Source organism: Claveliimonas bilis (assembly GCF_030296775.1).
In the GTDB taxonomy this organism is placed as follows: Bacteria; Bacillota; Clostridia; order Lachnospirales; family Lachnospiraceae; genus Claveliimonas; species Claveliimonas bilis.
Genome location: NZ_AP027742.1, coordinates 1,288,924 through 1,304,588 on the forward strand (window position 1 = coordinate 1,288,924; position 15,665 = coordinate 1,304,588).

The 15,665-nt window shown below is 37.8% G+C and carries 12 protein-coding genes and 1 pseudogene; 10 read left to right on the plus strand and 3 right to left on the minus strand.

Annotated elements, in window-relative coordinates:
• The 3 genes and pseudogenes from R2J37_RS06240 to R2J37_RS06250 form a co-directional block, all read left to right on the plus strand.
• On the plus strand, positions 1-1,056 hold the full coding sequence (locus tag R2J37_RS06240; RefSeq protein ID WP_316266690.1) for an NAD-dependent epimerase/dehydratase family protein: 1,056 nt from the start codon (positions 1-3) through the stop codon (positions 1,054-1,056).
• Positions 1,053-1,772: an IspD/TarI family cytidylyltransferase gene (locus tag R2J37_RS06245; RefSeq protein WP_316266691.1), complete on the plus strand. Its 720-nt coding sequence runs from the start codon at positions 1,053-1,055 to the stop codon at positions 1,770-1,772. Before R2J37_RS06240 ends, R2J37_RS06245 begins: the two co-directional genes overlap by 4 nt.
• Positions 1,773-1,952: 180 nt before the next feature.
• Positions 1,953-3,047 (plus strand): annotated as a pseudogene (locus R2J37_RS06250) (IS256 family transposase); the annotation flags it as partial.
• A gap of 132 nt (positions 3,048-3,179) precedes the next feature.
• Here R2J37_RS06250 and istB read toward each other — a convergent pair.
• From istB to R2J37_RS06265, 3 genes are all read right to left on the minus strand, one after another.
• A complete protein-coding gene (gene istB / locus R2J37_RS06255; protein ID WP_316265078.1) occupies positions 3,180-3,983 on the minus strand; it encodes an IS21-like element helper ATPase IstB in 804 nt (267 codons plus the stop codon).
• Positions 3,980-5,554: a Mu transposase domain-containing protein gene (locus R2J37_RS06260; protein ID WP_316264354.1), complete on the minus strand. Its 1,575-nt coding sequence runs from the start codon at positions 5,552-5,554 to the stop codon at positions 3,980-3,982. The genes istB and R2J37_RS06260 overlap by 4 nt, the downstream gene beginning before the upstream one ends.
• A 540-nt stretch (positions 5,555-6,094) precedes the next feature.
• Positions 6,095-7,240 (minus strand): CDP-glycerol glycerophosphotransferase family protein, encoded by a 1,146-nt coding sequence (locus tag R2J37_RS06265; protein WP_316266694.1) that lies wholly within the window; start codon positions 7,238-7,240, stop codon positions 6,095-6,097.
• 205 nt (positions 7,241-7,445) lie between these two features.
• On the opposite strand from R2J37_RS06265, the gene R2J37_RS06270 reads away from it, so the two are divergent.
• Genes R2J37_RS06270 through R2J37_RS06300 form a run of 7 tightly spaced genes read left to right on the plus strand, consistent with a single transcriptional unit; the run spans position 7,446 to position 15,654 of the window.
• Entirely contained in the window at positions 7,446-8,426 is a 981-nt protein-coding gene (locus R2J37_RS06270; RefSeq protein ID WP_316266695.1) for a glycosyltransferase, read from the plus strand.
• An 18-nt stretch (positions 8,427-8,444) separates the two neighbouring features.
• Positions 8,445-9,266, plus strand: a complete 822-nt coding sequence (locus R2J37_RS06275; protein ID WP_316266697.1) for a LicD family protein — start codon at positions 8,445-8,447, stop codon at positions 9,264-9,266.
• Positions 9,267-9,296: 30 nt separating this feature from the next.
• Complete coding sequence (locus R2J37_RS06280) at positions 9,297-9,989, plus strand: glycosyltransferase family 2 protein (RefSeq protein WP_316266699.1); 693 nt, start codon at positions 9,297-9,299, stop codon at positions 9,987-9,989.
• A gap of 2 nt (positions 9,990-9,991) precedes the next feature.
• Complete coding sequence (locus R2J37_RS06285) at positions 9,992-10,354, plus strand: DUF2304 domain-containing protein (protein WP_316266701.1); 363 nt, start codon at positions 9,992-9,994, stop codon at positions 10,352-10,354.
• Between the two features lie 18 nt (positions 10,355-10,372).
• On the plus strand, positions 10,373-12,382 hold the full coding sequence (locus R2J37_RS06290) for a DUF2142 domain-containing protein (RefSeq protein WP_316266702.1): 2,010 nt from the start codon (positions 10,373-10,375) through the stop codon (positions 12,380-12,382).
• Positions 12,383-12,396: 14 nt separating this feature from the next.
• Positions 12,397-14,847: a glycosyltransferase family 2 protein gene (locus R2J37_RS06295; protein ID WP_316266703.1), complete on the plus strand. Its 2,451-nt coding sequence runs from the start codon at positions 12,397-12,399 to the stop codon at positions 14,845-14,847.
• 30 nt (positions 14,848-14,877) lie between these two features.
• Positions 14,878-15,654 carry an ABC transporter permease gene (locus tag R2J37_RS06300; RefSeq protein WP_316266705.1) on the plus strand — a complete coding sequence of 259 codons (777 nt, stop codon included), beginning with the start codon at positions 14,878-14,880 and terminating at the stop codon, positions 15,652-15,654.
• Positions 15,655-15,665: the final 11 nt, after the last annotated feature.

Here is a 15,665-nt window from a genome sequence, read left to right on the forward strand (position 1 = left end):
ATGCACTCAATATTGGAAGAAGATTTAGAACTGATTATTAAAAGTGATATTGCTTGGGAAAATTATCGTAACAAAACCATTTTAATTACTGGTGCAACAGGACTTATAGGGTCGTTACTTGTTAAAACTTTTGTGCGTTTTAATAGAATTAGCCAGGGAAATGTTTTGATTATCGCTGTTGTAAGAAATGGAGAAAAGGCTAAAAGGATATTAGGCGAGGAATTAAAGGAAGCAGAGGTTAAGGTATATGTAGGAGATATTACAGAGGATATTTATATAGAAGAAGATATTGATTATATATTCCACACGGCATCGGTTACTGCTTCAAAAATAATGGTGGAAAATCCTGTGGAAACAATAGAGGTATCTTATCAGGGGACGAATAATATTTTGAAGTTGGCTCGTCAAAAAAGCGTAAAAGGTATGGTATATGTATCTTCTATGGAAGCTTATGGTATTTCAAATCCTGAATTAGAATTTGTAGAGGAAAAGGATTTGGGATATATAGATTTGGCAAATGTAAGAAGTAGTTACTCTGAAGGAAAAAGAATTTGTGAGTGTCTATGTACAGCATATATGTCTGAATATCAAGTCCCGGTAACTATTGCTAGGTTAGCACAGACGTTTGGGGCAGGCATTCTGGAGACAGATAACCGGGTGTATGCGCAGTTTGCTAAGAGTGTAATAGACGAGAAAGATATTATACTCCATACTGATGGGTTATCCGAAGGGAATTATTGTTATACCCGAGATGTGATTAGAGGGCTGCTGATTTTGGGATACTTAGGAGAGTCCGGACAAGCTTACAATGTCGTAAATTCGGAATCTCATATGCAGATACGGGAGATGGCACAACTGGTGGCAGAAAAAGTGTCGGATGGGAAAATAAAAGTGATATATGATATACCGGACAACCCATTAAAATATGGGTATGCTCCTCCGGTGAAAATGCATTTAAGTTCCAGGAAAATAAATGCTTTGGGATGGAAAGCAGAAGTAGGACTAGAAGAAGCTTATAAAAGAATGATAGCAGATATGAAAGAAGGGATACAATGAACTATGCTGTAATTTTTGCCGGCGGAACAGGTACAAGAATGAATACGAAGACAAAGCCGAAACAGTTTCTTACGTTACATGGAAAAGAGATTATAATTTATACATTAGAGCATTTTGAAAATCATCCGGATATTGATGGGATTTCTGTTGTATGTATTGAGGGATGGATTGATTATTTAAAAAAACTTGTTAGTAAATATCAATTAAAAAAGGTGAAATGGATTTCTCCTGGGGGAAATACAGGACAGGAATCTATTTATAATGGTTTAAATGCTATGAAAGGAGAAATTGGTGAGGAATCAATTGTGTTGATTCATGACGGTGTGAGACCATTAATAGATGGTGAACTGATTACAAAGAACATTGAAACCGCAAAAGAAAAAGGAAGAGCAGTAACTGTTGTTGAAGCAACAGAAACAGTTATGGTTGTAAATGAAAATGGAGAACTTGTAGAAAATGTGGATCGGCATAAATGCCGTTTTGCAAGAGCTCCTCAGACCTATATTTATCAGGAATTACTAAAGGCGCATGAACACGCCAGAGAGAAGGGAATCAATACGTTTATTGATTCAGCTACTATGATGCAGGCAGAAGGATATACGCTTTATCCTGTGATGGGAAAGCCGGAAAATATTAAGATTACGACACCTTCGGATTTTTATACATTTCGAGCTATAGTAGAAGCGGAAGAAAATTCACAGATTTTGGGTTTTTAGCTTATAACTAGGATAGAACTTGTGGCATATAGGCAGATTACCCCGTTTGGTTTAGTGTATGTGCCTTGATAACGTATAATTAATTTCGCAAAATCAATTTCATAAAAATAGACATGGTCTATAGCCGTTTGGTAAAATTAAGTCACCACAACCAAATCTATCAAAGGAGGCTATCGAACCATGTCTGATAAGATTATACAACTAAATGAGGACTTAATAAAGCACGATTTAAAGGATCTTGTCCGTAACAGTGTCGAAGAAACTTTAAACGCCCTGCTCGATAAGGAAGCTGACGAATTAGTCAACGCTGAAAAGTATGAGCGTTCCTCTAATCGTCAGGGATATCGTTCCGGTCATTATAAGCGGAATCTCCATACTACCGCTGGGGAAGTGGAGCTGAAAGTTCCAAAACTCAAAGGCATTCCTTTTGAAACTGCAATCATTGAAAGATATCGCCGCAGAGAATCCTCCGTGGAAGAAGCTCTGATCGAAATGTATCTGGCAGGTGTTTCCGTCCGCCGTGTGGAGGATATCACCGAAGCCTTATGGGGAACGAAAGTCTCTCCTGGCACCATCAGTAACCTGAATAAAAAGGCTTATGAGCATATCGAAACCTGGCGTACCCGTCCGCTTTCCGGGGACTACCCCTATGTTTACGTAGATGGTGTCTACTTGAAACGCAGCTGGGGCGGTGAAATCCAGAATGTTTCCATCCTCGTTGCTATTGGAGTCAGTCAGGATGGCTGCCGTGAAATCCTTGGCGCTGCGGAAGGTATGAAAGAGGATCGTGAAAGCTGGCGTTCTTTCTTCGTGTGGCTGAAAGAACGCGGGCTTACTGGTGTACGTTTGATCATTGGCGATAAAAATCTTGGCATGCTTGAAACCATTCCGGAAGTCTTTCCAGATGCCAGATATCAACGTTGTACGGTTCATTTTTACAGAAATATATTTTCTGTCACACCTCGTAACAAGATGAAAGCGGTAGCTCTTATGCTCAAGGCAATCCATGCACAGGAGAGTAAAGAAGCTGCTCGTGAAAAAGCGCTCCAGATATCGGAAAAACTCCAGTCTATGAAGCTTGCCAAAGCCGCCAAAAAGGTGGAGGATGGAATCGAGGAAACCTTGACCTATATGGATTTTCCCACACAGCATTGGAGCCGGATTCGGACCAATAACACGATTGAGCGTCTCAACCGTGAAATTAAACGCCGTACAAAAGCCATCGGTGCTTTTCCCGATGGACAGAGTGCCTTGATGCTCGTATGTGTGCAAATGTCAACCACTTTTTTACATTGTTAGGTAAGATGTTTTTTACACCGTATGGTAAGGAGTTTTTTACATCCCTTAGTAAGCAGATTTTTACATCGTAAGGTAAGCACTTTTTTACTTTACCCGGTAAGCAGTTTTTTACATCCCTGTTTCTCCCTTTGGGTAAAGGTCAGGGTGCTTCAGCCGGTACGATTCCCCGCGGAAAGAGTAACACTTGGCATGGTGCAGGATCCGATCCAGCATTGCAGTGGTAAGTACCGGATCCCCCATCATCTCAGCCCAGTCAACGATCTCTTTGTTGGTGGTAAAGATGATAGAACTGGTTTCATAGGTATCACTGATAAATGTGAAAAATCTGTTTGCCTGTCCGCGGCTGATCGGTGTGTAGCCGATCTCATCAATTATGACAAGCTGTGCTTTCTTGATATTTTTGAGCCGGAATCCGGCTGCACGCTCTGTCTCTGCGGTATCAAGGATCTTGATCAGACTGGTCATCTTCTCAAAACATACAGTATAGCCGCTGTTGACAGCCTGCAGACCAAGGCCACAGGCAACCATGGTCTTGCCGAGGCCCGGAGGCCCCGCAAAGACAAGGTTTCCGCAGTTGTCCAGCCAGGACAGTTCTTTCAAAACGGAGAGCTGTGCGTGGGTGATACCTGACTCCAGCTCTTCCGGATCAAACTCTTCCAGCGGCCGGATATTTGGTGGAAAATGCGCCGCGGAATAGTTACGCTTCCGACGCCGTTCATTCCGCCCTTTGACTTCGGTCTCAAGAACGGCCAGAAGAAATTCCCTGCAGGAGGAGTCCTGCAGATCCGCAGTTTCCAGAAGATCCGGAAGCATGCGCGCCGCGTGCTTTAAGGTAAATGTTTCGAGCAACGCTGTGAGCCGCTGTACAGGGATATGGCCGGTATCCATACTTTTTAAGATTTCACGGTTCATCGAGCAGCAGCCTCCTTCCTTTCTGTGCGTTCCTGAAAGGCTTTTGCATAAACAGAAAGATCCGTGTAGCTGACACTGCCGGATGGAACCTGGGCACGGCAGTCGTCTGTGGTCAGTTCCCGGCCGGCTTTTGCAAGACTGTAAACAACTTTAAACTGTGAGAACTGATACCGGTATTTCTGGCAGCATTCCTTCATCACCTGCGCTACCAGGGATTTATCCGGATTCTCAGAATCAAGGAACTGTTCAATTGCCCGAAGCTGTTTGGAGATATGCCGTGGATTTTCCTTTTTCACACCATTGATGAAGTGCTGGAAGTCATAGCAGTTCCATTTCCCACGGAGACGCTCCATGATCTCGATCCAGTCTCCGGAGTCCTGTTTCCGGTGTTCCGGGAGCTGATTAACACTTCCCTTCCTCTCGCTGAGATTATGGGAACAGATATAGTTCAGCTGGTCATCATAAATGTGGATCTTCCCACTGACAACTTTGAACTGTACCGTTTTGAAAGCATAATCACGTGGAACCGAATACCTGCATGATTTATACAGGACGTAAGGTATTGCCGCGATTTCATAAGTGCGGAATGTATTCGGAGATGTTTCATACACGGATGGAAGAAGAGGCCGCATGGCTGACCTTTCAATGCTGTCGTAGACTGCTTTTGGGACCCGTAAGGTAGAACGGTGGATCCGCTGGTTCTTGCGTTCCAGCCATCCGGGCAGGGAACGCCATACATCATCGATACAGGTGACCTTCCGCGCACTGAAGAAGTTTTTCTTCACGAACCCGACAGAGTTTTCGATAGGTCCCTTGCTTTCCGGATCCGCTTTATTACACACCCAGAGCCGGATATCCTGTTCAGTACAGAAATCTTCAAAGGTCCTGGTCTTGATGACTTCACCATAGGTTTCACTGGCGACAAACACGGCGTCCTGGTCAATGACCAGTTCTTTAGGACGCCCTCCAAGCCTGCAGAAACTACGGTAGATCGCCTTACAGGCCTCTTCCGAGTTATACTTGTGATCCTGTGCATAGACGCATAAAAAACGGCTATAACGCAGCAAAAGGCACATGAAATGGATATGCGTTGTTTTTGAGAGAGTCTCCTCACCGAAGTCAATCAGCATCTGTTCTCCGGGCGGGGTGTCAAAAACATAATCATAGATACGGCGGTGCTCAGGCTCCCTGTTGATCTGTCCGGAATCCTCAAGATAATGGATGTAGTTCCGGAGCGTCTGTTGGTTCCCGGGAAGTTTCTCATAGTCTCCGTTTTCGATGAATTTTTCTTCCAGAACATCGTAAACTGATGACATACAGAACGTTTTTCCGCTGTTTGTTTCAAGGATCCTGATAATCGTACTGCGGAAAGGTTCCGCATCAAAGGTTTTCGGTTTTGCGAGCTTAGCGCCGGGATCATCCGGGAGCACATCCATGTCATAATACTTGCTGATTGTGGGCCGGCTGGGAGGCTTGCGTCCCTGCGCTTCATAGTATCTGATAATATCAGCTTTTGTGTAACCTTGCAGTTTTAAATCCTGTATTTCCTGCATTTTTGTTTTTGTCAGCATAAAGGTCTCCTCTCTTGTGCACTGCTTACAGTATACAAAATCGGATGAACTGCTGACTCCTCCTGTGATAAAACTCGCCGCAGAGGATGTAAAAAAGTTCTTACCGGACGGTGTAAACAACTTCTTACCAACTCATGTAAAAAACTCCTTACCGCATGATGTAAAAAAGTTCTTACCGCGTCATGTAAAAAACTCCTTACCCTGTGGCTGTAAAATCACCTTACCACGCACACGTATGTGCCAGACTGCGTCATGTAGCAGCAACCAGCTGGGGAGCTAGACGCTATATGAATATGGATCATCTTTTCAAACCAGAAGAGAATCTGCTGTCTGATATCATAGCCGGCTGACTACCGGCTGCTAAACGGCTAGGTTTTGATTTTGCGAAAAACTATTGACACTATCTGTGCCTTTATCAGTTATAGGGGGATATATTTTGTACTTAATATTGAATATAAAATGGAAAAAGAAATAAAAACATACCCTTGGAACAAATTTAGTATAATCTGTTCCAAGGGTATGTTTTTTCGTTATATTATCTTATTGATTATTTTGAGTAATGAATTTGCAGATATATTCGCAGGCATGCCCTGTTTCATAACTTCCCAAATCTGCGAGATGCTTCTTAACATTTGTACTATATTTTTCGGAATCAAAGGATTCGATACAATGTTCCAATTCACTTGTGTTTTCAGCCAGGGGGAAGGGCCAGGTATGAATATCAGAGTAGAATCCCCGCTTCATGTCATAAAATTTAAGATCTGTGGCATATAGAAAACAGGGTTTTCCAGTCAATGCAAAATCCCACATGGACGAGGAGTAGTCTGTAATCAGAACATCAGAAGCATACAGGAGCTCCTGCATATCAGGGTAAGCGGAAGCATCGATGTATTCGGCTTTGTCCTTTAACTGATCTATAACAAAATAGTGCATGCGAAACATAAAATACCAGTTCCCGCCAAAGCGTTCAGTTAAAGCTTTTTTGATGGCAGAACAGTCGAACAGATATTCAGATGCGGTTTTGCTGTCACGATATGTTGGCGCATACAAGAGGATATGCGCATCTTGGGGTAAATGGTAGTATGTCTTGATCTTGGAGACCAATTGTGGACGATTTTGTTTGACAAGCATATCATTCCTGGGCATACCACAGGATAATATAGTCCCGTAATGGTGGAAGCTCTGATGAATAGTTAAATCAGTAAAGGCTTTTGAACTGGATACATAAATGCAGGGCATTTCTCGGGCAATTTCCGCGCGGATCTGTTTTCCAGGGGTTTCTTTTTGGTAAGCAGCCCCGACTCTTTTGTATGCGCCGCCCCCATGCCAGGTGTTAATATATACCTGCCTTTTCATAATGGGGAACCAGGCGGGGATTTCTGAATTTGTAACAATGAATTTAGAGGTCAGACAGATTCTTAGAAATCTGGGATATAAATATTTTACGGTCTTAATATTTCTTTTCTCCAAAGATTTAAAATGCTGCGGTTGTTTAAAAGCCCAGACAATTTCGTAGTCAGGATAGTGTTTCTGCATATATTCAGAAATATACTTTGGATTACAAGAATATTGTCTGCCAAAGTAGCTGAAAAAAACAATGCGTTTTTTGTGAAAATGGCCAATAGATAATACCCTTAAAAGGCTTCGAAGTCTTGGAGCCACAACTGTCTGTAAATGATCAAACATAATACTCTCTCCTTTTCGTATAACTAATGTAAACATTTTAAGAGTGAAAGTCAATATGTTTGATTTGATTTTTGCTATATAGTTAGCTATAATAGAAAAAGACTGGAAAGGAGACTGTACAATCAATTAGAGGTATTGATTGTATATTATTTATATGAATGTAGAATTAAGTGTTATCGTGCCTTGTTATAAAGCGGAGAAGTATGTGGCTAGATGTTTGGACTCACTTTTAAAGCAAACCATAAATGAAATTGAAATTATATGTGTGAATGATGGATCGCCCGATCATACAATAGACATTCTTAAAGGGTATCAAGAAAAATATAGCGACAAGGTAAGGGTTATTGATAAATGTAATGAAGGAGTATGGAAAGCAAGACTGGAAGGAGTTACTGAAGCAAAGGGAAAATATGTAGGATTTATTGATGCAGATGATTATGTAAAACCAAATTATGCCGAAATTATGCTTAATACGGCTATAAATTATGACGCAGATATTACAATTTGTGGTTTTGAAAGAATGGATATGGAAACTGGGATTGTATTTTCAAGAGAAATGTGTAAAAAAGAAAATGCATTTTCGCCTAAGAATAATCCTGCAAAGCTTATTAGCATCAATGGAGCGGTATGGAACAAGATATTTAAAGCAGATTTAATAAAAAGTATGAAAACGATTGCCAATCCTCCGACAATTTGGGAGGATATTGTGTTTCAGTTACTTTTATATCCAAAAGTAAAAAAAGTTGCGTATACGGGAGAATGTCTCATTTGTTATATGGTACATCAAAATTCTGCAATAAATACAGTGAAACTAGAACAGATTGAAGAGATATACTGTGCTTTGACTGAAGTGCGTGATATATATGCAGAGAACGCTACAGATATGTTATCATTATTTGACACTATTGCTTTTTTACACTTAGGTATTTCGTTGAATTTTCGATTATCATGTGATAAAACGCTGGATTTAAAGAGTATATTTCAAAAAAATAACGCAATCTTAAATCAAAAGTTTCCTCTCTGGAAGAAATCAAAATATCTACGGTTCTCTTATATGGTAAAGAACGGATTTGCTAACTGGAAACTATGGATTATGAAGCTGATATACCAGATGCATGGATTAAGATTGTTTTTGTCAGTATATCGTTTTATGATTAATAAATTAAAGATAGATATCAAGTGGTAGCAGAGGTAGAGAATAATCATGAATAAATATAAACGGAGAATTAGCCATAAAGAAATACAGGATCTTGAATACGATATCTTGAGAGAGTTTGATAAATTTGCAAAAAAAAATGGGCTTAAATATTTTTTGAGCGGAGGTTCATGCCTTGGAGCTGTTCGTCATCAGGATTTTATTCCCTGGGACGACGATATTGATATCTGCATGCTGAGGGATGACTATGAAAAACTGATTAAGTTAGTGAAAGATTCACGAACTCTGGAAGGAAGGCCGGAACTGCAGTTCTGTCTGCCCCTTGATGATAATTATGTATATCCTTTTATGAAGATAGTAAATAGAAATACTATTGTTTATGAAAAAGATCTACAGCATAGATTTTTGCTGGGAGTATGGCTGGATATATTTCCTATGGATGTATGGCCGGATGATAAAAAAGAATTGCGTAGGATTATGAGGAAACATAATTTTTATAAAACTATGAATAAGGTTTATGTGGCGGGCAATTTAACCACAGGAAAAAAGAAAGTGTTGGGTGCAATTGGGAAAACGTGTTATCGTATATTGTTCCCGGGAAAAGACTACAGATATTGGAACAAAAAAATTGTAGATCTTGTTACACCATGTCGCGGTACCTATATTGGAGATAGAATCTGGCCTGTGGCAGATAAAGAATTTTTTTCCAAGAGTGTATTTGAAAAAGCTGTATATGTAAAATTTAGAGATCGAGAATTTCCAATTCCTATTGGATATAAAGAATATCTTACCAAAATGTATGGCAATTATATGAAGCTTCCTCCAGAAAAAGATCGAATATATCATGATTTTGAAGCTTATATAAAATAGATTTACAGTTTGAAACGAAGAGGACAGGATATGAAGAGTGATTTGCTTATTGTTATCCCGGCATACAATGAAGAAGAAAATATCGAAAATGTAGTGACATTTATTCGGGAAAAGTATAGTCAATATGATTATGTGGTAGTTAATGATGGATCAAAAGACCGTACGGCAGATATTTGTCGTCAGAAAGGTTATGAGCTTTTAAATCTTCCGGTCAATCTGGGATTGGCGGGAGCTTTTCAGGCGGGACTAAAATATGCCTATGCAAAAGGCTATTCTTATGCGATTCAATTTGACGCAGATGGTCAGCACAGGCCGGAATTTATAGAGCCTATGCTGGAGCGAATCAAGGAAGGTTATGATATTGTCATAGGTTCACGATTCGTAAATTTAAAGAAGGGAAATTCCTTAAGAATGGTCGGCAGTAAGATGATTACGGTGGCGATTAAAATGACGACAGGGAAAAGAGTTTCCGATCCGACTTCGGGGATGCGTATGTTTTCTAGAGATATGATCAAGGAATTTGCACAGAACTTGAATTATGGTCCGGAGCCTGATACGGTTTCCTATCTTCTTAAAAATGGAGCCAGAATTTCAGAAGTTCCTGTATATATGGAAGAACGTCAAGCGGGAGAAAGTTATTTGAATCTTGCTAATTCCTGTAAATATATGACGAAGATGCTGATGTCGATTTTATTTGTACAGAATTTCAGAAAGCGAGGATAAAAATGTCAGTATATATAAGGGTTTTGCTTATTGTAGGTGCAGTAATACTGCTTGCTTTTATGGTAAAGAGGATTCGGCAGTCAAAGTTAAAAATAGAATATACAATATTTTGGATTGGTTTTTCAGCTGTTCTTGTTCTGATGGGGCTGTTTCCGGGGATTGTTTCCTGGATTGCACACGCTTTGGGCTTTATTTCGGCTGTAAATATGGTATTTCTGGTTATTATTTTTATTTTAATCGTAAAGCTGTTTTTTAATACATTGCAGATTTCAGCGTTGGAAAATAAAGTGGACAGCCTTGCACAGCAGATTGCTATTGATCGGAAGATAGATAATGATATGAAGAAATCAGATAAAGAGAATTAGTGTGACGGAGAGTGTATCGTGAAGAATAAAAAGTTTGAAGATATAGTCAAAATGATATTAAAAAAGAAATTTGTGATTATAGTACTTTTTTTATGGGTATTAATTTCGATTTCTATGTATTTTGCATATCGGAACGAATGGGTGCCAGCTATGGAAAGACCAAAGGTTATTTTTCAGGGTGGCATTCTTAAAGATGAAGAAAATGAACAGTTGCTTACATTGTCAGAAAATAAGGAAGTCAAACAAACAATTACAATGCCAAATAATGAGATTACTGGCTTTTCGATTTTTTTAAACGCAGAAAATAATGCTATGCAGGGTGCTTTACATGTTACGCTTCAAAATGAAGGAAGTGGAGATGTCATAGAATTATGGGAGTACAATTTGGAGGAAATGAAATCTAGAGGTTTTTTCTGTTTTTTATTTCCCGAAACAGTAGAAGTTGAAAAGGGCGAGCGATATGTAATTGCTGTCTCGGTGACGGATATAGGAGAAGTTGAGCCGAACATGGTCGTTAGCGGTGTGGGTGAAGCCAAAGATGCGGTTTTAGAAATAAATGGAGAACAGCAGGATGGCATCATACCATTTCAAATTCTTAATGGTAATCACGGAACATTAAAATATTTCTTTATTGCATTGTATATAGGAATGACCGCATTATTTTCTTTAGTTGGGATTATGTATATAAAACGTATCAAAGCTGAAAGGATGTTTGTGGGATTGGCAATTTGTATGGGAATTATTTATCTTTTTGTTATTCCACCATTTGTATCTCCGGATGAAGGCCTTCATTTTTTGACAGTATATGAAAAGAGTGAGAGGTTTTTGGGAAAATCAGTGCTGAACAGTGAAGGGAAGGTAGTTTTGCCCTCTGATGCTTTATGGGGGGGAGATAAACGCCAGGCAACAGCAGATACATATATTCAATTTATGGAAGGAGCACTAGGCCATTCAGAGAGTACTGATGAAGAAGTTGTGACAAGAGCTCCTATTACAGAGAGTCTGCACCCAGGATATTTCCCGCAAATAGTAGGAGTAATGTTAGCGGAAGTATTGTCTCTTAATTATGAGCAGCTTTTATTAATGGGAAGAATATTTGCATTATTGTGGTATTGTTTCATAATGTTTTGGGCTGTCAAGCTAATGCCATATGGGAAGATGTTTTTGATGATTGTTGGTTTACTTCCAATGACTATGCAACAGATAGTTTCTTATAACTATGATTCTGTTTTATTTGGAGTGTCTTTCTTTTTGATTGCTTATCTACTCAATTTTATTTTAACAGAGAGACCTATTAAATGGTTTGATTGGATTTTGCTTGGAGGGCTAGCAATAGCTATAGCATCAATTAAATTAGTTTATTTACCAATATTTGTTTTGGCTCTTGCAATACCTAACTATAAGTTTGGAGGGAGAAAAAGGAAGGTTTTGGGAGGAGTTTGGATTTCCATAATAAGCATAGGGACTATACTGGCAACAAGAATAGCTACAATTAGTTCATATACCGTGGAAGTGGGAGAACAAGTGGCTGGGACTGTGGAAAAGATGTCTATATCATATTGTTTGCATAATATAAAATGGACAATATTGGTGATTTATAGAACTTTTGAAAGAGAATTTGATCATTATTTATCAGAAATGATAGCTTCTCCATTAGGCTGGTTAGAAGTGGAAATTCCTAATATAATTATATTGGGATTTATACTGGTTATCCTATTAAGCCTTGTGAAAAAACAGGAAGTCGGAAGAAGAATTTCGGGAGCGATACAGATAGAAGCTATTTTTATTGTTCTAGCTACAATTGGTTTAATAATGGTGGCTACATTAAATTGGACACCGATAGATTCTGCAAAAATAATAGGTATACAAGGGAGATATTTTTTGCCGATTTTACCGTTGGCATTACTTGTGTTTGAAAATAATGTATTAGTTTTGAAAAAAAATATAGATTATTATCTAGTTTTATTTATGGTATACTTGCAATGTATGACAATATATTTCTTTACATTGACAGCAATTAGCAGATAAAGTATAGGAGAATTATGATGAAGCAAAAGTTTGTTATAGATAGTTACAGATTTCATGCAAAAGATAGGAGTAGATTTTTAGTACGTGGTTGGTTTGAAGATGAATCTTGCGCTGAAAAGCATAAACTAAAAATTTTGCTGGATAATGAAGAATTACCCAAAGAAATAGAAAAGAAAATCAATACTGGTATAGCATTATTTCCTAAAAAGGATGGAAATATACCAGTCTGGTTTTACTCTGTCTGGATCACATTGCCAGAAAATTTTGAAAGAGCTAAAGTATTAAAAGTAGTAGATTGTTTTCAAGGAGAAGAGGAGACTGTATATAAAATTTCAGGGTCTAAATTGAAGAAAAAGCAGATTCGTTTAGATAAATACATAGAAGGAGGAAAGCTTACGAGAGACGGATTTAAAATCCGTGGATGGTGTATACAACTGGATAAAGTGAAAATTCAGGTATATGATGAAAAAAAGAGGAAACTACCGGTTGAGATAAAGAGAAAAAGAAGAGCTGATATTCTTTTTCAGTTTCCAGAATGTCGAGAATCTGAAATTTTTTGTTTTGAAATTTTTTATAAGGGGAAAATCCCTAAAAGAGCAACCGTTTATTTGGAAGATGGAGAAAGAAAAGGACATTATAGTGTGATTCTTGAACCTTCGACTATAAAGAAAGGAGTTGAGAAAGTAAAAGAGTATAGTCAGAAAACCTATCAATATACAAAGGATTTTGGAATGACTAATATGATGGAGCGAGCAATCGTTAAGCTTCAGAGAAAAGACTTAGATCTTTATAATTATTGGAGAAAACAAAAGGCTGTAACTAAAAAGGAATTAAAGAAACAGAAAAATACAGTTTTTCCGATACAACCTAAGATATCTATAGTAGTACCTTTATATAAAACACCGGAAGAATATCTGAAAAAAATGATTACATCGGTGGAAAAACAAAGTTACACTAATTGGGAACTTTGCCTTTCAGATGGAAGTGGCGATAGTTCTCCTCTTACTGACATTTTAAAGAATTATATAAAAAGAGACTCTAGAATAAAAGTGGTAAGTAATAAGACAGCGCTTCAGATATCAGATAATACGAATAAAGCATTGGAAGTGGCCACAGGTGATTGGATTGCATTTATGGATCATGATGATGAGTTGACTCCAGATGCGTTATATGAATGTATAAAAGCAATAAATAAAGATTCTGAAATTGATATGATTTATTCAGATGAAGACAAGGTGTCTATGGATGGTAAAGAATTTTTTCAGCCTCACTTTAAGTCGGATTTTAATATTGACATGTTACGAGGAACTAATTATTTTTGCCATTTTACAGTAGTGAAACGAGAATTGTATCAGCAGGCAGGAAAGTTGAGGGGGGAGTTTGATGGAGCGCAGGATTATGATTTTGTGTTGAGATGCGTAGAGCATGCTAAAAAGGTGAAACATATTGCAAAAGTGCTTTACCATTGGCGAGCACATAGAGATTCTACAGCAGAAAATCCAGAAAGTAAATTATATGCATTTGAAGCGGGGAAAAGAGCAGTACAGGCCCATTATGATCGTGTTGGGATTCGTGCAAAAGTGACATCCACAAAATATTTAGGGATTTATAGAAGTAAATATGATTTTGATGAAAGACCATTGGTTTCTATTATTATTCCTAATAAAGATCATATTGAGGATTTGGATAAATGTATTTCATCGATAAATCAAAAAGGGACCTATAAAAATATAGAATTTATTATTGTTGAAAACAACAGTGAAAAGAAAGAGACTTTTGATTATTATAACGTATTAAAACAAAAGAATCCTAAAGTACGAATTGTAACATGGGATGGCCCATTTAATTATTCTTCTATTAATAATTTTGGAGTTACGTTTGCCAAGGGTGATTTTTATTTGTTTTTAAATAATGATACAGAGATTATTAATGAGGACTGTCTGGAAGAGCTTTTGGGATATTGTCGACGCTCAGACGTTGGAGCAGTAGGCGCTAGATTATTCTATAAAGATGGTACTATTCAGCACGCAGGTGTAGTTGTAGGAATGCAGGGTGTAGCAGGACATGAGGCGGCAGGGGAGCCTAATGAATTTCCGGGGTATTTTGGTCGGACAATTATTGCTCGTGATTGCAGTGCTGTAACTGCAGCATGTATTATGGTAAAAAGAAAAGTGTTTGAAGAAGTTGGAGGATTTAATCCTGAACTAGCAGTGGCATTTAATGATATTGATTTTTGTTTAAAAGTGCGGAAAGCAGGATATTTAATTCTGTATAATCCATATGCAGAATTGTATCACTATGAGTCAAAATCTAGAGGACAGGAAGATACAGAAGAAAAGATTCGCCGTTTTCAAAGAGAGATTGAAATATTCCATGAAAGATGGTATGATTTTCTGTTGAAAGGCGATCCATATTATAATTCAAATTTAACATTAGCAGAAACAAATTTTGGATTACGTCTCTAAACATAAGACATAGATTGCGGAGGATATATAGTGTCAATATATATACAGAATTTTAAAAAGTATAAGCCGTTATTAAATGAATTAATAGCCAGGGATATAAAGACAAAATATAGACGGTCATTATTAGGAGTTTTATGGACAATCTTGAATCCCCTATTGATGATGGTTGTGCTATCGGTGGTATTTTCTAATTTGTTCCGATTTGATATAGAATACTTCCCGGTCTATTTGTTAAGTGGCCAGCTTATTTTCAATTTTTTTTCAGAGTCTACTACGAATGCAATGTCTGCAATCATTGCGAATGGTCCCTTGATTCGTAAAATTTATGTTCCTAAATATATGTTTGTACTATCTCGCATTTTTTCAAGTGCTATTAATTTACTAGCATCTTTTACAGCTTTGATTTGTGTAATGTTAGTAATGAGAGTACGATTGCATTACACAGTATTGTTGTCAGCAATTCCCTTGACCTTGATTGTGCTTTTTTCTTTAGGAGCGGGAATGATTTTGGCTGCGCTGACAGTGAAATTTAGAGATGTTATGCATTTGTATTCGGTCTTTACTACAGCTTTAATGTACTTAACACCGGTTATCTATCCAATGTCGATTTTACCTTCGTGGTTAGAAAAAGTTGTCTTATTAAATCCGATTACAAATATTTTGATGATGTTTCGGGAATTTATGATTTATGGAACTTTACCATCCTTATTTTCAGTGTTTATCGGATTTGTCGAGGTGATTATTATTTTGATTTTAGGAATCTATATTTTTTATAAAAACCAAGATGAATTTATTTTGAATATATAGAAAGGAATTGA